General features: G+C 47.2%; 16 protein-coding genes. 6 read left to right on the top strand and 10 right to left on the bottom strand.

The features are described 5' to 3' along the window. The first annotated feature begins 80 nt into the window (after window positions 1–80). Window positions 81–410 carry a TusE/DsrC/DsvC family sulfur relay protein gene (locus tag ABT56_RS05670; RefSeq protein WP_047877905.1) on the top strand — a complete coding sequence of 110 codons (330 nt, stop codon included), beginning with the start codon at window positions 81–83 and terminating at the stop codon, window positions 408–410. Between the two features lie 73 nt (window positions 411–483). Here the strand turns inward: ABT56_RS05670 and yccX are convergent, their stop codons facing one another. After that, window positions 484–756: an acylphosphatase gene (gene yccX / locus ABT56_RS05665; protein ID WP_047877904.1), complete on the bottom strand. Its 273-nt coding sequence runs from the start codon at window positions 754–756 to the stop codon at window positions 484–486. A gap of 98 nt (window positions 757–854) precedes the next feature. On the opposite strand from yccX, the gene ABT56_RS05660 reads away from it, so the two are divergent. The 5 genes from ABT56_RS05660 (at window position 855) to ABT56_RS05640 (ending at window position 9,416) form a co-directional block, all read left to right on the top strand. Next, window positions 855–2,255, top strand: coding sequence for a methyl-accepting chemotaxis protein (locus ABT56_RS05660; protein WP_047877903.1), 1,401 nt, complete (start codon window positions 855–857; stop codon window positions 2,253–2,255). 113 nt (window positions 2,256–2,368) lie between these two features. Then, window positions 2,369–3,559 (top strand): class I SAM-dependent methyltransferase, encoded by a 1,191-nt coding sequence (locus tag ABT56_RS05655; RefSeq protein WP_047877902.1) that lies wholly within the window; start codon window positions 2,369–2,371, stop codon window positions 3,557–3,559. A 292-nt stretch (window positions 3,560–3,851) separates the two neighbouring features. Next, the gene (locus ABT56_RS05650; protein WP_047877901.1) at window positions 3,852–4,502 is read left to right on the top strand and encodes a YccT family protein; all 651 of its coding nucleotides are present in this window, start codon (window positions 3,852–3,854) and stop codon (window positions 4,500–4,502) included. Window positions 4,503–5,114: 612 nt separating this feature from the next. Further along, a complete protein-coding gene (locus tag ABT56_RS05645; protein WP_047877900.1) occupies window positions 5,115–8,303 on the top strand; it encodes a chitinase C-terminal domain-containing protein in 3,189 nt (1,062 codons plus the stop codon). A gap of 465 nt (window positions 8,304–8,768) precedes the next feature. Then, window positions 8,769–9,416 (top strand): murein L,D-transpeptidase catalytic domain family protein, encoded by a 648-nt coding sequence (locus ABT56_RS05640; RefSeq protein ID WP_047877899.1) that lies wholly within the window; start codon window positions 8,769–8,771, stop codon window positions 9,414–9,416. A gap of 152 nt (window positions 9,417–9,568) precedes the next feature. Here ABT56_RS05640 and ald read toward each other — a convergent pair whose 3' ends face one another. The 9 genes from ald to ABT56_RS05595 all read right to left on the bottom strand — a co-directional run bounded on the left by ald (window position 9,569) and on the right by ABT56_RS05595 (window position 19,012). Continuing rightward, entirely contained in the window at window positions 9,569–10,684 is a 1,116-nt protein-coding gene (gene ald, locus ABT56_RS05635) for an alanine dehydrogenase (protein ID WP_047877898.1), read from the bottom strand. 482 nt (window positions 10,685–11,166) lie between these two features. Next, window positions 11,167–11,433 (bottom strand): hypothetical protein, encoded by a 267-nt coding sequence (locus ABT56_RS05630; protein WP_047877897.1) that lies wholly within the window; start codon window positions 11,431–11,433, stop codon window positions 11,167–11,169. A 15-nt stretch (window positions 11,434–11,448) separates the two neighbouring features. Then, window positions 11,449–12,096 carry an HAD family hydrolase gene (locus ABT56_RS05625; protein WP_047877896.1) on the bottom strand — a complete coding sequence of 216 codons (648 nt, stop codon included), beginning with the start codon at window positions 12,094–12,096 and terminating at the stop codon, window positions 11,449–11,451. A 74-nt stretch (window positions 12,097–12,170) separates the two neighbouring features. Further along, the gene (gene arsJ, locus ABT56_RS05620; protein ID WP_047877895.1) at window positions 12,171–13,391 is read right to left on the bottom strand and encodes an organoarsenical effux MFS transporter ArsJ; all 1,221 of its coding nucleotides are present in this window, start codon (window positions 13,389–13,391) and stop codon (window positions 12,171–12,173) included. A gap of 63 nt (window positions 13,392–13,454) precedes the next feature. After that, window positions 13,455–14,456 (bottom strand): ArsJ-associated glyceraldehyde-3-phosphate dehydrogenase, encoded by a 1,002-nt coding sequence (locus ABT56_RS05615; RefSeq protein WP_047877894.1) that lies wholly within the window; start codon window positions 14,454–14,456, stop codon window positions 13,455–13,457. 211 nt (window positions 14,457–14,667) lie between these two features. Further along, complete coding sequence (locus ABT56_RS05610) at window positions 14,668–15,162, bottom strand: phosphatase domain-containing putative toxin (protein WP_047877893.1); 495 nt, start codon at window positions 15,160–15,162, stop codon at window positions 14,668–14,670. A 45-nt stretch (window positions 15,163–15,207) separates the two neighbouring features. Continuing rightward, entirely contained in the window at window positions 15,208–15,975 is a 768-nt protein-coding gene (locus ABT56_RS05605; protein WP_084722182.1) for a metalloregulator ArsR/SmtB family transcription factor, read from the bottom strand. Window positions 15,976–16,115: 140 nt separating this feature from the next. Further along, window positions 16,116–17,198: an alpha/beta fold hydrolase gene (locus ABT56_RS05600; protein WP_047877892.1), complete on the bottom strand. Its 1,083-nt coding sequence runs from the start codon at window positions 17,196–17,198 to the stop codon at window positions 16,116–16,118. Between the two features lie 179 nt (window positions 17,199–17,377). Beyond that, the gene (locus ABT56_RS05595) at window positions 17,378–19,012 is read right to left on the bottom strand and encodes a GMC family oxidoreductase (protein ID WP_047877891.1); all 1,635 of its coding nucleotides are present in this window, start codon (window positions 19,010–19,012) and stop codon (window positions 17,378–17,380) included. Between the last annotated feature and the right edge of the window lie 249 nt (window positions 19,013–19,261).

Raw genomic sequence — 19,261 nt, 5'->3', positions numbered from 1 at the left:
ACCTCACTGTTTATAGAACAATGCTTGCAGCACACGGTAATAGTCACTATTCTTGGCGCGTTCCATTGACGAGGCTTATCATGCTTGAATTTGAAGGCAAACAAATCGAAACCGATGCCCACGGTTATTTAAAGAATGTTGATGACTGGTGCGACGGCTTGGTGCCATTACTGGCTGAAGAGGAAGGGTTAACTCTAACAGATGCGCACTGGGAAGTTGTCCTGTTCGTTCGTGACTTCTACCAAGAGTTCAATACCTCTCCAGCGATCCGAATGCTGGTTAAGGCAATGGCTCAAAAATATGGCGAAGAAAAAGGTAACTCCCGTTACCTATTCAAACTCTTCCCTAAAGGACCTGCGAAGCAAGCGACCAAACTGGCCGGCTTGCCAAAGCCAGCAAAATGCTTGTAAGCCACTCATAGCATTTCCATGGCTATCCATAAGGACGGTATCCCGTCCTTATTTCATTTTCAACCAACAAAGATTACATAATTTCAAAGCCGTCAATATGGCGCCATTCCACATCCTCTACGACCAGCGCATCAACCCGTGACGTCTTTGGCCCGTCCTCAAGCCATACCATTAGGGCATCAACCTGCTCCTCCTCACCACATGCGAGCACCTCAACGGTTCCATCGGGGAGATTCTTGGCGTAACCGCTCAAGCCGAGTTTCAACCCTTGATGAGCCGTATGAAAACGGAAACCCACCCCCTGAACCATCCCTTTTATTAGCGCTTTTACACATTTATGTGACATGCCTCACCTCAAGCTTTCTATCCATTCACTGATAACAATATAAAATTAGACCTGTTTTGTTTTCCCCAGCTAAGCTTCTGTTTTATAAAGGCACAATTATGAAAGAAGTTGCATTTCGATGGATCGACCGATACCTTATTCACATTACTCTAAAGGAAAAGTTTTATCTTCTCTTCCTGATGCCTCTCGTTACTGTCCTTACCGTTGGATTGATTCTAGCGGATGCGGCAAACAAGCAACGTATTGAAATCACGACTCAACAATTAAACACAACCGCTACCCTGTTTTCGCAACACAAAATCAGCATGGCTGATGCGGGCCAGCTACTGGCAGGAAGCGCGCTCAAAGTAGGACAAGGGGAGCACTCAGCCGCCATTAACGAAATGGGCTATAGCATTAGCATCAGCGAACTCCCAAATCTACTGTCATATCTCAGTCCGCTTCAAATCGCTATTGCGGCAGCTATTCTCATTGCCGTCTGGGCAACCATCTACTACATCATGACCTTTATCGGCGGGGCAATGTTCGTGACAAACCGCGCTTTGCAGTCGCTTGCTGATGGTGATCTCACCTCTCGCCTAAATTTCTTCCCGGTGCGAGACGAATTCAGCACCATTGCGATTACCATCGATCGGGTCACAGAACGTGAGCACCAACTCGTACTGGCAACCCAAGAAGCCACGCAGTTAATGCAGCAAATCAGCCAGAGCCTGCAACAACGAAGCCTTGAGAATGAACACTTATCTTCATCCCAACAGCAGCACTTGAATTCTCTGGCCAGTGCCACTGAAGAGATGGCAAGCTCTATTCGAGAAGTCGCCAGCCATGCCCACGACACCTCGGCCCAGACCCGCGAAGCCCAGCAAGTATCAGAACATGGCCGGGCTCAAGTCGGCCAAACACGCAGTGCTATCGCAGTACTAAGCAACGAAATCAGCCAAGCCGCTGACGCTGTTGCCAAGCTCGACAGCAATGCCGCCAGCATCGATGATGTGGTCACCACCATCAATGGTATTTCTGAGCAAACAAACCTGTTAGCCCTAAACGCAGCGATAGAAGCCGCACGTGCGGGTGAACAAGGCCGTGGCTTTGCCGTGGTTGCCGATGAAGTCCGAACACTTGCTGGCCGTACCCAAGGGGCAACCGTTGAAATACAGCAGATGATCGAATCACTGCAGCAGAACAGTCAGCAGCTACTTGCTGTCATGCGCCGCACTGTCGAGCATGCCCAAAACAGTGAGTCATTAATGAATTCGGTTGACCAAGAAATCGCACAGATTACCTCTCGGAACGAAACGATCTCCGAACGCAGTACCGAAATCGCAGCAGCCGCAGAGCAGCAAGGCAGTGTGGCCGATAATATCGCCGCCAACGTCGAGCAGGTACGTTCGCAATCAGAGCAGGTATGCGGGGTTATTCGCGAATCAACCCACGACATTGCCAAACTAAACGAGCAAGCCAAAGTGCTTGATTCGCTGATGCGAGGTTTGCGCACTTAACATATCGCTATAAAATCAAGGGATGCCAACGGCATCCCTTTTTTGTTTCATTTGCTTTTCCCTTGATTCGACAACATAATACGCCCCCTCCTTAAATCCATACTGGGCATGTCATGACAGCTTCAATTTATCTGGTAAAAGGCCGTGAAAAGTCACTGCGCCGTCGCCACCCTTGGGTATTTTCTCGTGGTATTCAGCGTATTGAAGGTACACCTTCTCTCGGTGAAACCGTCGATATTTACGATCACAAAGGCGAATGGCTAGCACGTGGCGCGTACTCTCCTCAATCACAGATCCGCGTTCGCGTATGGACTTTCGAGCGTAATGAAACCATTGATGTCAATTTCTTCATCAAACGCCTGAACGCAGCACAAGGCCTGCGTGATATCCTTGCTGCCCGTGACGGGTTGACAGGTTACCGCTTGATTGCAGCCGAATCTGACGGCCTTCCTGGTATCACCATCGACCGTTACCAAGACTACCTGGTTTGCCAGTTGCTAAGTGCCGGTGCCGAAGCTCAAAAAGACAACCTCATCACCGCCCTGAATACCTGCTACCCAGAATGCAGTATCTACGAACGCTCTGACGTCGCCGTTCGTAAGAAGGAAGGACTGAAACAGCGTACCGGCGTACTGTCGGGCGAAGAGCCACCTAAATTTGTCACCATCGAAGAAAATGGTGTCAAAATCAATGTCGATATTATTGGTGGCCACAAGACAGGTTTCTACCTTGACCAACGCGACAGCCGCGAAGCTGCCGTTAAGTATGTCAACGGCAAGCGTGTGCTGAACTGCTTCTGTTATACCGGTGGTTTTGGCCTATATGCCCTAAAAGGCGGAGCTAAGCAGGTTGTCAACGTTGATGTGTCACAACCAGCCCTAGATACAGCTCGCCTGAATGCCGAGATGAATGGCTACCCGGTAGAAAATGCCGAGTTCCTTAACGCCGACGTATTCAAACTACTGCGTGACTACCGCGACCGTGGTGAGCTTTTCGATGTTGTGATTATGGACCCGCCTAAGTTTGCCGAGTCTAAGTCTCAGCTTATCGGCGCTTGTCGCGGCTACAAAGACATCAATATGCTAGCGATGCAAATCATCAAGCCTGGCGGTATGCTGCTGACATACTCTTGTTCTGGTCTGATGGACAACAACCTATTCCAGAAAATCATCGCTGATGCCGCACTTGATGCGCACCGTGACGTCCAGTTTATCGAGCGCTTCAGCCAAGCTGCTGACCACCCGCTTGATAGTGCCTATCCTGAAGGTTTCTACCTCAAAGGCTTTGCTTGTTACGTCAAGTAACCATTGAGCATGTCTAACAACACAAAGAGCTGCTATTGCAGCTCTTTTTTTCTCTTTCCGCCAAGAAAAGACGTACATCGGAAACGCCCTAGTCCCAGCATTTTGATATAATTTGAGGCGAATTGAGTATATTAACTGTGATCACCATTAGCTAAACCCTATAGAACCAAGCAAGTTAGATTACTTTGTCATACTTTAAGGCTATGATTCAGGGCTGATTAAGCTTTTGCGCTGTCTAATTAATATAACTGACCATAAATGCAGTCAGACACCCCAATCACAAGGACAACTTATGAAACTTCGTCATGCTTTGCTTGCGCTAGCAGCGTGTGGCATCAGCGTACCTGCTTTCGCTGATGTAAGCCTAGACCTGCCTTACCAAGCCGAACTTATTCTGATCAATGGCGTTAAAAAGGATGTAAAAAGCCCACTGACATTGCCAAACGGCGAGAACCAGATTGCCTTCCGCTACGAAGATTCTGTTCGCGAAAACGGTGACGACAACTTCTTCAGCTCCGACATTGTCATTGTCAAATTCAACGCCACCGATGAAAAACTCACGCTTAGCCTGCCAAAACTCCGTACAAGTTCAGATGCACGTAAATTCAACCAATCACCAGAATTGACCCTAACCAATGAAGCGGGCAAGGTGATCGATACTCAAAAAGACAAATTGATGAAGTCCGGCCTACAGTTCGGCCGTAACTACGAAAGCGAAATGGCTGCCTACAACGCCGCTGGCAAAATTGCATCAGTCTCAACACTTGCAGCATCAACGACAGCACCTGTCACTGCAACTGTGGCAACCACAGCCCCAGCGTCATCAACGGCATCAAGCAACCAACAAGGTGCAAGCGTGGCAGAAAATATGCTCAACTACTGGTATGAGCAGGCTGATGCCGAAACTCGCGCCCGCTTCAAGGCAAGAATCAATCAGCAGTAATCCCCCTCTCAGTGCCTTAGTGTAGATACCCTATCTACAAACTGACGCCCTGATATGAAACTCAAGGTCGACTCGCTGAAACGAGCATCTTGAACGAGCATGGGTATATACCTAAGCGAAAAAGGTATACGCTCCAACGCGGTGAGAGACTCATAACCTCGCCGCGTGCTCTTCTTTCTTCCCGCGCCCCCTCCATAACGACACCTAACACGACGAAATTAACAAGCTCTTATCCTTGTGACTTACTGATCTGCATCCCAATTCTGTCCTGCGCAACTTCAGTTAATTCGCCTGAATATGCACTGGTTTACAGTTGTTAACGTCAACTCTGTCACATTATGCAATTACTTTCACCATCGATGCATAAGTGACGGACATAGCCATCGTGCTTCATCGGGCTCTGCTTACACCAGAAAAATTCGTTATCGGTGCAAAATAAGCCTGTGGCTTCTGCAAATTCTTACCCATATTTTGCGATATGTTTTCTAAATCTGAACAATGCTCGGTGATAGTTTTGCTATCAAAACTATAGTTATTTCACGGCAAAACAAAAGGCAAAAGCATGCCGTTACAATGTAACTCTGCTTAATTTCAATAAGTTAAGGACTATCAATGAAATACTTGAAACAAGGAAAGGCAACCTCAAGAGTATTCAAACTCTCTGCCCTTGCAGCTAGCTGCATGATGTCGTTTCAAGCCTACGCTGCAATAGACTGTAGCGCTATCCCTGAGTGGAATAGCAGCAAGGCTTACACTACCGGCACCCAAGTTCAGGAAGCGAACAACGTTTATAAAGCCAACTGGTGGACACAAGGCAATGCGCCATCCTCTCACTCAGGCCCATGGCAGGAGTGGACCTTGGTTGATCAGTGTGACGGTGCAGGCCCTGGCCCAGGTCCCGGCCCGGATCCAGATAACCAAGCGCCAACCGTGTCGATCACTTCCCCTTCAGGCAACCAGCAGTTTATCGTTGGTGACATTGTCAGCATTTCTGTTGATGCCGCTGATGCCGATGGCAGTGTAGCCAAAGTCGAGTTCTTTGTTGGCGGTACGCTAGTTGATACAGCCACTGCAGCACCATACGCGGCACAATGGACAGCCGTACTAGGTCAGCAAACTATCAAAGTAGTTGCAACTGACGACAAAGGTGCAACCTCAGAACAAGTTGTTGTCATCAATGTTCAAGACGTTGCTAACGAACTGCCAACGGTATCTCTGAACGTTTCGGCCACTACAGTAGAAGTGGGCACAGCCGTCACTCTAACAGCGGATGCCGCCGATACTGATGGCACTGTTGCCAAAGTAGAATTCTTCGCCAACGGCAAGGTTTTCCACACCGCGAACAAAGCACCGTATGTGGCAACCTACACTCCAGATGCTGCTGGTAACGTATCACTCTTCGCCCGTGCAACCGATAACCTAGGTGCAACAGGCGACTCTTCTGCAGCCTCGCTGAAGGTAACTGGCACTGGCCCAATCGTAGACAACTGTCGTCCAGATGGCCTATACCAAACTCCTGGCGTGAAAGTTCCTTACTGTACAATTTACGATGCAGAAGGCCGCGAGCAAATGGGTGCCGACCACCCTCGCCGTGTGATCGGCTACTTCACCAGCTGGCGTGCTAGCGATGACCCACAAACTCAATACCTTGTGAATGACATCCCTTGGGAACAGCTGACCCATATCAACTACGCTTTCGTCAGCATCGGTTCTGACGGCAAGGTTAACGTAGGCGACGTCAATGATCCGAGCAATGCTGCAACAGGCCAAGAATGGCCGGGGGTTGAAATTGACCCAGCTCTAGGCTTCAAGGGCCACTTCGGTGCGCTTGCAACCTACAAAGCCAAGCATGATGTTAAGACTCTGATTTCTATCGGTGGCTGGGCAGAAACAGGCGGCCACTTCGGTCCAAACGGCGACCGCGTTGCTGATGGTGGCTTCTACACCATGACAACGAATGCTGACGGCAGCATCAACCACGCAGGTATCCAGAAGTTTGCTGACTCTGCTGTTGAAATGATGCGTAAGTACAAGTTCGACGGTCTAGATATCGACTATGAGTACCCAACCTCAATGGCCGGTGCGGGTAACCCAGACGACAAAGCCTTCATGGAACCTCGCCGTCCTTACCTATGGGCCTCTTACCAAGAGTTGATGAAAGTACTTCGTGAGAAGTTGGATGCAGCTTCTGCACAAGACGGCATCCACTACATGCTGACCATTGCAGCGCCATCATCAGGCTATCTGCTACGTGGTATGGAAGACTTTGATGTGACCCAGTACCTTGACTATGTCAACATCATGTCTTACGACCTACACGGTGCATGGAACGAACACGTTGGCCACAACGCAGCCCTTTACGACACAGGTAAAGACTCCGAATTGGCAATGTGGGATGTATACACCACTAAAGAGTATGGCGGTATTGGTTACCTGAACACTGACTGGGCTTACCACTACTTCCGTGGCTCTATGCAGGCTGGCCGTATCAACATCGGTGTTCCTTACTACACCCGTGGCTGGCAGAGCGTAAATGGCGGTGAAAACGGCCTATGGGGTAAAGCTCCGCTTCCAAACCAAGCTGAGTGTGCACCAGGTACCGGTGAAGGCCAGAAGAACAACTGTGGCTACGGCGCAATGGGTATCGACAACCTATGGCACGACAAGAATGCTGCAGGCGATGAAATGGGCGCTGGCTCTAACCCAATGTGGCACGCGATGAACCTTGCTCAAGGTATCTTCGGTAGCTACAACAAGGCTTATGGTGTCGATCCTGCCCTTGACCCAGCTTACGAGCTAGTGGGCAAGTACAACCGTCACTACGATAGCGTCGCGGTTGCACCTTGGCTATGGAACGCACAGAAGAAAGTCTTCCTATCAACTGAAGATAAAGACTCTGTAAGCGTTAAAGCTGATTACATTATCGACAAGGAAATCGGCGGCATCATGTTCTGGGAACTAGCCGGTGACTATAACTGTTACGTGCTAGATGCCAACGGCAACCGTACTTCTATCGATACAACAGAAGCTGCTTGTAAGACTGGCAACGGTGAATACCACATGGGTAACACCATGACCAAAGCCATCTACGACAAGTTCAAGTCTGCTACACCTTACGGCAACAAGATTGCGGCAGGTGCCGTTGCGACAGAAGCACTGGATATCAGCGTTGATGTTTCTGGCTTCAAAGTGGGCGACCAGAACTACCCAATCAACCCGAAAATTACCTTCACCAACAACACAGGCTCTGAAATCCCTGGCGGTACCGAATTCCAGTTCGATATCCCAACTTCAGCACCTGACAACGCCAAAGATCAATCTGGCGGTGGCTTGAAGGTTATTGCATCTGGCCATACAGCTGCCAACAACATCGGCGGCCTGAAGGGCGAGAAGCACCGCGTAGCATTCAGCCTACCAGGTTGGAAGAACCTACCGGCTGGCGGCACCTATGTGCTTGATATGGTTTACTACCTACCAATCACTGGCCCGTCAAACTACTCTGTAACCATCAACGGTAAAGAGTACGCGTTTGCTGCTGAGCAACCAGATCTGCCAATCGGCGACCTGAATGGCGGCGGCAACCCTGGTGGCGGTGACGGTGGCAACCCTGGTGACGGTACTTGTGACACCAACGGTGTTAACACTTACCCTAACTGGCCACAAAGCGACTGGGGCGGTAACCCTAGCCACGCAAACCAAGGCGACAAGATGATCCACGATGGCGTTGTTTACAAAGCCAACTGGTGGACAAGCTCTGTACCGGGTAGCGATGGCAGCTGGACTAAGGTGTGTAACATCTAATCCCTAACGTCAGTAATACCAAATTAAGCGCAGGCCTCCGGCCTGCGCTTTTCTATATGTCAGCCCCCTCACCAACAGCGATGCTTTTTCAACCAACTTCCAAGCAAGATATCGTAACTTGATGGACAAAAAACAACCAATCAGTCATTTTTATGATAATTCTATTATTACAAAATGTGATGCCACTTTTTTATATCCCAAACAGCAAGTTACTTTATCAAAAATCACAACTTTCAATTTATCAATGCACCACAGACAAACTTGAATATTTTTATTAATAAAAAATACAATTCAATTTAATTTACTGTCATTAAACCATTTTTTCTTGTCGCTCATTAAATAAATCCTGTTTTTTAATGCTAATCCCCATCAGCCTTGCTTTTCTACAAAAGTAAAACAATGAAATTTTTATGCTAAAGTCACGCCACTCAATTACTAACTTCAATTTTGATCAATTTAGGGACAATGAAAAAAGTACTTCTTGTATTGGCACTCTCATTGATTGCCATGCCAATGTACGCTTCTGCCAGCGTCATTAGCCACTACACCTATACCAAGCATAATAAAAGTGACCTGCTAGCCAAGGATGTTTATAAAAAGGCCAATTTAAAGGGAGTTATTGATTTTAAAGTATTTAATGAAGGCTATCAGGCCTATTACAATACCCCAAAGCGCAAGAAACAGCTTTTGACGATCATCGACTACAGTAAACCATCGACCCAAAAGAGATTTTATGTCATTGATCTTAAAAGAAACAAATTGGTTTACAACACCTATGTCTCCCACGGCGTCAATAGCGGTGGCAAAACATCAACCCGCTTTTCGAACATCGTCAATTCACGCCAAACATCATTGGGAACATTCCTAACGGACAGCACCTATTACGGCGGAAACGGTTACTCACTGCGACTTGACGGCATGACCCCGGGCATCAATGACAATGCTCGCCGTCGCTATATTGTTGTTCACGGCGCAGACTATGCCAACGAATCTTTCATCCGTCGTAATGGTTACTTGGGACGCAGTTGGGGATGCCCAGCATTACCGACAAAACTAGCAAGACAAATTATTGATACCATCAAAGGTGGCAGCGTTATTTACGCACGCGCCTAATTAATAAGACATGACGTTTAATATAAATATACATAGATACATTCACTAATTACAAATCAATACCTTAGTTAAAATATATCTTCTGTATTTATTTACCGGTCACAAAACAAATAATAAAAAGCCCCTTCGTCGGGGCTTTTATTCTCAATAAATCAGACAATTATTTTATATGGATCATGGTAGGGAAGGTTCAATGCCATAGATACTTGCTCGCAAGTTATTTTCCCTTGATAAACATTCAAACCTTTCATCAAATACTTATCTTCTTTCAGAGCTGCTTTGTAACCTTTGTCCGCTAAGGTGAGAATATACGGCAATGTGACATTGTTAAGGGCAAAAGTCGATGTTCGAGCAACCGCTCCCGGCATATTGGCAACACAATAATGCACTACATTATCAACAATGTAGGTCGGATCGCTGTGTGTTGTCGGATGCGATGTCTCAACACATCCCCCCTGATCAATCGCAACATCAACGATGGCCGATCCAGGCTTCATCATTCTTACCATCTCAGCCGTCACCAATTTAGGGGCCGCAGCTCCAGCCACCAGTACCCCACCAATCACCAAATCAGCTTCCAACACATGCTTCTCGATCGCGTCTTGGGTGGAATACACACACCGAACCTTACCTGCAAATTGGTTATCAAGCTGGCGAAGCACATCGATATTACGGTCTAATACAACAACATTGGCACGCATGCCAACCGCTATTTGCGCTGCATTAGCCCCCACGACACCACCACCGATAATCACGACATTGGCAGGCTCGACCCCCGGCACCCCACCAAGCAACATACCGCTACCCCCTCTGGATTTTTCCAAAGAAAAAGCACCAGCTTGGATCGACATCCGCCCTGCCACTTCAGACATAGGGGCCAACAATGGCAAACGACCATGCTCATCTGTAACGGTTTCATAGGCAATACAAATGGCTTTGCTTTCCATCAGGGCATGTGTCTGCTCTGGATCTGGGGCAAGATGCAGATACGTAAAGAGAAGCTGCCCGTCGCGCAGCATCCTGCATTCTTTCGCCTGCGGCTCCTTGACCTTTACGATCATATCCGATTCGGCAAAAACAGCCTCTGCGGTTGAAAGGATCTGAGCACCAGCCTCAATATAGTCTTGATCACTAAACCCAATACCCACCCCAGCGTTGGATTCAACATACACTTTATGGCCATGGGCAACGGCTTCGCAGACTGATGCCGGAACCATACCCACACGGTATTCATGGACCTTGATTTCCTTTGGTACACCAATAATCATTTCCTATTCCCTACTGAATGATTAAACCTTATCTACACGATAAATAAAAAACCTTGGAATGTGCCACTGAATTTTAACAATATGACAACATGAGAAACCAAGAATATCTTATTTGGCAGGACATGACTCCTTTCATGATCGTCGTCACACACAATATCACTACGCAAAGAATCAAAATCAGATTAGAAAGCTAAAAAGGACAATATCGGCGGTGTATTAGACTACCAATACTGTAACACACCAAAATCTGACACTAGAAAATACAGCACAAACACCGTATCAATATCGTGATGCACGTAAATTTATGCATCCAAAGGGAGGGAATATTCTAACAATCAGAAGAAATAACTAAATCTAGCAGTGGATAATTGCGCAGAGCCTATATAAACCGCTCAAGTCGCCAACACACGCGCAACAAAAAAGCCACATCACGTGGCTTTTGGATCGTTCCTAGATATTCCTTTTAGGAGCAGCAATGAAGATTAATCTTCAAATTCCCATGGCATATCCGGCAAAGCAGACAGGTTCTCAGCATATCGCTTAAGATCAAAGCTCCCACCATTCTTTACCACATCAAAGACCTCAACCGACAATGCACAAGCAATCATCTCAATGGCTTCTTCGCGTGGGGTACCTGTCATCATTAGACGCATCAAGGTTTCTTTTACCTGAATTGGGTTACCGTCTGCCAACTGGTTTTCTACTGTCTCAACCAGCATCTCGCCAGTCATGATATCTTCATCTTGCATGTTAGTGCCTTTCGTTTAAGCCACCAGCCAGTCTGACTGATGTTGTGATGCGTGCGTTAGCGTTGGATAGCGGTAATTTGTTTTGCCTACCCCTACCGAGTGTAGATCATTGACAACAACCAAGCGCAGCCCCGCAGAATGTGCTGACTGGGCGCCGGTTTCACTGTCTTCAATCGCCACCACTTTATCTGTCGGTAATCCTAACCGTTCACAGGCTAATAGGTAAATATCTGGTGACGGTTTATTTGAAATCACATCTTCTCCGCACACTATGTGGTCAAAATATGCTAGCCAACCCAACTTACCGAGAATACCTTCAACATAATGCCTTGGTGCCCCAGTCACAACCGCCAGCGGTAAACTCCCGTGCAGTTGCTTTATCATATCCTCAGCCCCAGGGCGTACCGGCATCAACCCCGCCACAAGCGCATCAAAGGTCAAGGCCTCCATGTCACGAACGGTAATTGTCGGGCAATGTGCCAAACCATGTGCCTCATGGAAAGCTGCCGCCACTTTCTCCCACGGCACCCCTGCAAACTCCTTCAAAAAATCAGCAGGGCTCACTTCAACCCCATAACGGGCAAAATACTGGCTCCAATTACCAGCATGGAAAACCTCTGAATCAACCAGAGTTCCATCAAAATCAAAACATACTGCCTGCATGAACGCTTATCCTCCATTATCGGAGCGATATCATACTGGAGTAAGGCGTTGGCAAAAACACCAACACCTCACAATTATGATTTGGGATGGGCGGGTAACTTAATCGAAATCAACGTCGTTGCCGCCAAAAAGGCAAAAGAGACCCACAAACATGCCGCAAGCCCATACTGCTGGTAAATCAATCCAGACAAGATGGTGCCGATCAAGCGTCCCATGGCATTAGCCATATAATAGAAGCCGACATCCAGCGACACACCGTCATCTTTGGCATAGCTAACAATCAGGTAGGAATGCAACGAAGAATTTACGGCAAAAATAGCACCAAACACCAACAGGCCAATCACAATCATCAACTGCGGCTGCCATTGATAGCCTATCCCCAAAGCTATCACCGCAGTAACAACCGCCAGGCCACCAGCCCATACCATAGCTGCACGCCCATCAGGAACAACGCCTTTGGCTTTACCTGTGATCCGCGGTGCAAATCCCTGTACCAAACCATAGGCAATCACCCAAGTGGCAAGGAAGCCCCCTACCATTAAATGATCCCAATTAAAGACCTGGCTTAAGTAAAGCGGCAATGCCACCACAAACCAAACATCGCGTGCCCCAAACAAAAACATCCTGGCCGCAGAGAGAATGTTGATACTGCTACTTTTTGAAAATATCTGTGAAAACTTAATCTTTTGCTTGGCTTTCCCCATGTCTTTCTCAAGCCACATCAGGCTCAGGATCAACACAACAAACAGCACTGCAGCCATAGCAACAACGGCTCCTTTGAAGCCAATAACTGCCAACAACAAACCACCAAGGAAAAAACCGGTCCCTTTCAGCGCATTTTTCGAACCGGTCAAAATCGCGATCCACTTGTACAATGCCCCCTGCTGCTCATTGGGCACTAACGTCTTGATCGCGCTTTTAGCACTCATTTTATTGAGGTCTTTCGCAATACCCGACATCGCCTGAGCCAACATCACCCAAGGCACCGTCAGCATGGTCGAAGGCACCGCCAGCATAAGCAAAGCAATCACCTGCATCCCCAAACCAATGTTCATTGTTCGGTTCAGGCCTAGCTTGGCACCGAGCCAACCACCTATCAAATTGGTCACAACGCCAAAAAATTCATAGAACAAAAACAAAGAGGCGATTTCCAACGAGGTATAGCCAAGCTGATGGAAATGCAACACCACCAGCATCCTCAATGCACCGTCAGTAATCGTAAAATTCCAGTAATTAAACGTCACCAGCATGTACTGGCGGACATCCTTAGAAAGGTTCGATATAGCAGCAATCATACCTGTAAGCCCGATTCACTCTTAAACAAGCTGGCCGCCTTATTGCGACCAGCTCAGTACCTCTTACGCCAACCCGACCTTGCGGATCAACTCGGCGGTACGGGTGGCATAGCCCATTTCATTGTCATACCACGCGTACACCTTGACCATGCGATTATTAACAACCATGGTAGACAGCGCATCAACCACCGTCGAACGCTGATCGCCTTTATAATCAATGGAAACCAACGGACGATCTTCGTAGCCCAGAATCCCTGATAACTCACCCTCGGCCGCTTCCTGCAACGCCGCATTGATTTCCTCTGCCGTTACATCACGGCTCACATCAAAAATAATGTCAGTCAGCGAGGCATTAGCAAGAGGAACACGTACCGCATGGCCGTTAATCTTGCCTTCAAGCTCAGGGAAAATTTCAATAATTGCCTTTGCTGAACCTGTCGTGGTCGGGATCAGACTCATCCCACAAGCGCGTGCCCGACGCAGATCCTTGTGCGGCGCATCCAAAATTGTCTGGGTATTGGTTAAATCGTGAATGGTCGTGAACGATGCCTGCTCAATACCGAATTTCTCTTGGATGACCTTTACGACCGGTGCAATACAGTTTGTCGTACAGGATGCAGCGGTGACAATCTTGTGCTGCTGTGCATCAAATAGGTGATCGTTGACGCCAACGACAACGTTCAATACCCCTTCTTCCTTGACGGGAGCCGAAACAACCACGCGCTTAACCCCCTGCACAAGATACTTGTTCAGAAACACAGTCTGGCGATGAACTCCCGTTGCTTCAAGAACCACATCACACTGTGACCAATCAACAGCATCAATATCGCGCTCTTGCGTGCAACGGATCGACTTGCCGTCAATTGTCATCGTATCGCCTTGCGATGTAACGGCATGGTGCCAACGCCCTTGTACCGAATCAAACTCAAGCAAGTGCGCCAGCGTATGGGCATCTCCCGCAACATCGTTAATCTGGACAAATTCAACATCCTGCCAGTCAAAAGCAGCCCGCAGTGCCAAACGACCAATTCGACCAAACCCGTTAATACCGATTTTCAGTGCCATAATCACTCACCCCTATATATGGTTAAACGTATATATGATTTTTCAAATATACTAGCAGCTAACCGAGAAGATGCCAGATCTTTTTTAGGAAAGTAGTTCAATAATTGATCCTATGCCCTCTCGAACAACGGGTTATAGGCTGCAAAAACAAAACTGAAGATATAAAAAAACCCTGCCTATGCAGGGTTTTAATCAACGAGAAATGGTTTGGTTATTTGTAGGCTTGGATATAATCAATATGCGCCTGACGTGTAAATGCCCCAGGCCGCAAAGCTTGAATTTGCTTAATCGTAGGTGCCAACTCATAACCTCGAGCCAACATAATGCGCGCGGCAATCAGACCGGTGCGGCCAGAGCCCCCCATGCAGTGGATCACCAATCCATCACCGTTATCAAGCATCGCCTGAGCCGCTTTGTTCGCTTCCGCCCAGTTGGCATCAAATGGCAATCCTGGCGCACAATCATCCTCTATCGGCAAATGGTACCAACGCAGCCCTAATTCTCGGCACTGATCAGCAAGAGCATCCAACCCGCCTTCCGGCAAATCATCAGCTTCAAGAGCCGTAAAAACGGCTGTGGCTCCTTCCGCCTTTAACTGAGCCAGTGAGTCAGCCAACGAAACCTCCTTGCTTCCCGGACAAGGGGTAAGCAACAGCTTTCCGCTATCAGTCATCGGCAGAGTCCAAAATGGATGTGTGTTTGACATAATTTTACCTTTTGTGATTGTAGATGAGAGACTAACCCCATCTGCTTATTCAGTATGTACCTGTAAAAAACCCGGCTTCTTACGCTCACTCAATCGGCTTAATTTTAGTTTTTCCTGATTGATCATACCGGGGTTGCCATTTCTGACCGTGGCCAAGGTATGCTTAACCCATAACGGCAAAGCATCGCTGAAATGGTAAAAAATCCACTGCCCCTCACGCTGAGTATCCAGTACCCCCCCATCACGCAAGAGTGCCAAATGGCGTGAGACCTTAGGCTGGCTCATCTCAAGTACAGAGACCAAGTCCCCGACGGTGAGCGCTTTTTCGTCTTCGATCAACATCAAGATCCGCAAGCGAAGAGGATCGCTCATGATCTTGAATAACTCTACCGGCCCCATTACGCAGGTCTGCTCTTCCCCGTTGAGCATCAAAAAAAGGGCAATACGTTGTTGCAACCCATCGCAAACCTCACGAAACGGCGCAACACCAACCTGAGGCTTGGGATCTTTAAAATCCCAATGCAACAATGCGTCAGAATCAGCAAACAAGGCACATTCATTGCTGGCCTTGTCGCACAATGTGATCACTGTATCGAAATGCTGATCCTGAAGATCAAGCGCTGACAAACTTTGCAAATTATCCGCAGCAATGCCGCGTTCTGCCAACACCTCATAAACCCGAGGATCAACGGATTCTGGCTTGGTGCCGGCACTGAATACCTCGTAGCTCTCCCCCGCCATATGACGCATCATCGCTTCTGCCAACTGTGATCGGGCTGAGTTGCCAGTACAGAGAAAAAGAATTCGCTTCATCATTACATCCGGCATTAGTGACATTAAGATCATAGAATCAATATATATGATTTATCGAATATATGATAGAGCAGATATAAAAATCCCGCATCCTGTCGAGACAGGCATGCGGGATCACTGACTATATTGTATGGGCAAAACTAATCCGTATTTTGTAACACCCAACCTTTTACTTTTGCTTGCACCACAGGGTGATACAAAAGATTAAGATGGCTAATACCGCCGACAAGCCACTGATTTTCAGGCTTATATCCCAAAGCCATCGTTGACTTCTCAGCCAAGCCCAATGCACTGCCTACCGGTACTAAACCATCACCCAGCCGCCTATTGTTTTCATCACTGGTATTTTTGCCCAAACAAGAAGCCACTGCGTAACACTGGGTATGCTTGGGTAAGGCTGGGCGTACATAAATATTCGGGCCATCGGTTAGCAGCCGCCGGGTATCTTCTTCCATCCAGCTTTGGTGACGAATAAAGCCATGGCTCAGATCTTTGCTGCCATTACTGCGGATTTCTCCCAATTTCTGTAAAAAACGCAATTGAGGCGTCACCGTAATTTGTTCGTCAATCCAACATGCCAGCCTTGCCAGTGGAGCTCCGTTGTGTGGCGTACCTAAGGTAACAAAAGTACGTAACATTCCAAGCCAGTCAAGCTGATGTTCTGCCGCATAAAAGCAGGCACTGCGAGTCACCAAACCACCCATACTATGGCCTATAATCACCAGCTCTTTGACCTCAACCGGCCAAGCCTTCAATAGTTTCTCTAACCTAAACGCCAATTCCTCACCATTAAGAGAAATATGATTGCCCGTGTTGTAGCGCAAGTAAATGGGTGTGTAACCCGCATTCACAAACTGCTGACCATGATCCGGCCCCTTTTTGATCCAGCCTTTATCTGCCATGCACCATCCATGAATACAAAGCACAATTCTAGAAGTATGCACAGGCAACTGCCGCTCAAGCTCAGCGGTGTCATAACTCAATACTTGATGCAAATCGGTAAATACCATGGGGGAAGCCAATCGGCTATTGCGCTTAAGCAGCACATCACCAACCATACCGTTCAACATCGCGATCAGCGACTCTTTTTGAGAAGGCGGTAAGTTTTGATCAAGCATGGTCAAAACATGTTCTTTTGCATGAATTGAGTTCTCTTGCAAAAAAATAGAAATTTCATCTTTGAGGTGTCGAAATGTATGACTAATAGAATGCTTGGTGATCATAATGCAACCTCAATATGGATCTAAAATAAAAAATAAAATGCAGATCAAATAAAATATAACGATTTATCACCTTGTCAATTTCAATTTAAATAACCTCGATACGATTATATATAAAATAATTAGAATAAGCATTCCAATTTATTTAAATTTAAAGCGGGAACTTTCCCGCTTTAATACAGCTAGGCCGCATAATGCTCATCACTCGCCTGATGCTTTATTCCCTGCATATCTTCTAGAATCATATCTGCCGCTTTTTCTCCGATCATAATTGTCGGCGCATTAGTATTACCCCCAACAAGCGTCGGCATAATTGATGCATCGACAACACGCAATCCTTTAACCCCATATACCTTTAACGACGCATCCACCACAGCCATACCGTCTGTTCCCATTTTACAAGTACCAACGGGATGATAAATAGACTCAGCCTTACGGCGGATAAATGCCCGCAGCTCCTCATCACTTTGCACCTCTTTTCCCGGGTAGACCTCGTCACCTCGGTATCGATCAAATGCAGGCTGCTTAAGTATGTTACGCGATAACTTTATGGCTTTGAGCATCACCTCAATATCGTCCGGATGCTGCAAATAATTGGCGACAATAACGGGAGGATCGTTAGGGTCTGTACTTCTCAACGTCAGATGACCTCGGCTCTTCGGCCGCAAATTACAGGCGTGCAAAGAGTAACCGTGGCGAACCGTCTGCCACAAATTCAGCCCGTGGTTATCCAAAAAACAAGGAGAAAAATGAAATTGCACATCAGGCTTATCAAGCTCAGGTTCGGTTCTGGCAAAGCCCCCCGCCTCGGCTACATTTGTGGTGAAATTTCCCTTTTTAAACAAAAGGTAATCGACTATCCCCTTAAGGGCTCGCAACATCGCCACGGGGGAGAATCCCACCGAATGGAAAGTACGCTCACGGGTCACGGCCAAGACATCGAGATGATCCTGAAGGTTTTTCCCCACCCCTGGCAGATGGTGTTTAACCTCTATACCCAATTTTATCAGCTCTTCCTGATCACCGATTCCCGACAACATCAAAAGCTGCGGGCTATTTATTGCCCCACCAGCCAACAAAACTTCTCTACTCGCCTTAACGCTCTTAACTTCGCCTTGTTCACGATATTCAACGCCAACAGCTCTATCGCCATCCATCAGAATACGAGTTGTCAAAGCCCCTGTTATCACTGTCAGGTTCGGGCGAGATTCTGCAGGTCGCAAATACGCTACCGCACTGCTACAACGCTGCCCGTTGCGCTGAGTAACTTGATAAAAGCCAACACCATCTTGACTTTCCCCATTAAAATCAATGCTGTAATGATGACCTGCTTGCTTACCCGCTTTTATAAAAGCCTCAGATAACGGGTTACGAATACGCAAGTCCGAGACACTCAAAAAGCCTTCCGTACCATGGTAGGTATCCGCCCCACGCTCCTGCGCCTCTGACTTACGAAAATACGGCAAGACATCTTGATAGCCCCAACCTAGATTGCCCAACGACTCCCACTCGTCATAATCGCTCGCGTGACCTCGGATATAACACATAGCATTGGATGAAGAGCTCCCACCCAACGTCTTGCCTCTTGGCCAGAAAAGTCGTCGGTCATCCAGTCCTGGTTCTGGCTCGGTATAATAGCGCCAATTCATAGTCTTTGAATGCATCATACCAATCAGCCCCAGAGGGACATGTACAATGGGACTGGAATCTCGCGGACCCGCTTCAAGTAAGCAGACTTTTACTGCTGGATCATCAGACAACCGATTAGCAAGAACACAACCGGCCGATCCTGCTCCTACAATAATGAAATCATACATGCTATCCCCTTAATCCATATATTTAATGCCAGCCAAGATTTCCAGTCTTTAATTAAATAACACTAAATAATATTAGTGTATTTTAACCCCATCGAACTTTATTTATTTTGGCTTCCACTGCAATTGAAAAATAAATAGTGATCTATATTAAATTTCTTGCATAAGAGTAAAGACAACTAAGCCGACCAGTGTAAATTAGCTATAGGAAAAAGGAATAAAGCATTTTTACTTATCTTTCGCTTTTATCCC

Origin of the sequence: Photobacterium aquae, from assembly GCF_001029445.1 — a bacterium.
In the GTDB taxonomy this organism is placed as follows: Bacteria; Pseudomonadota; Gammaproteobacteria; order Enterobacterales; family Vibrionaceae; genus Photobacterium; species Photobacterium aquae.
This window is presented reverse-complemented; position numbering and strand designations above follow the sequence as displayed.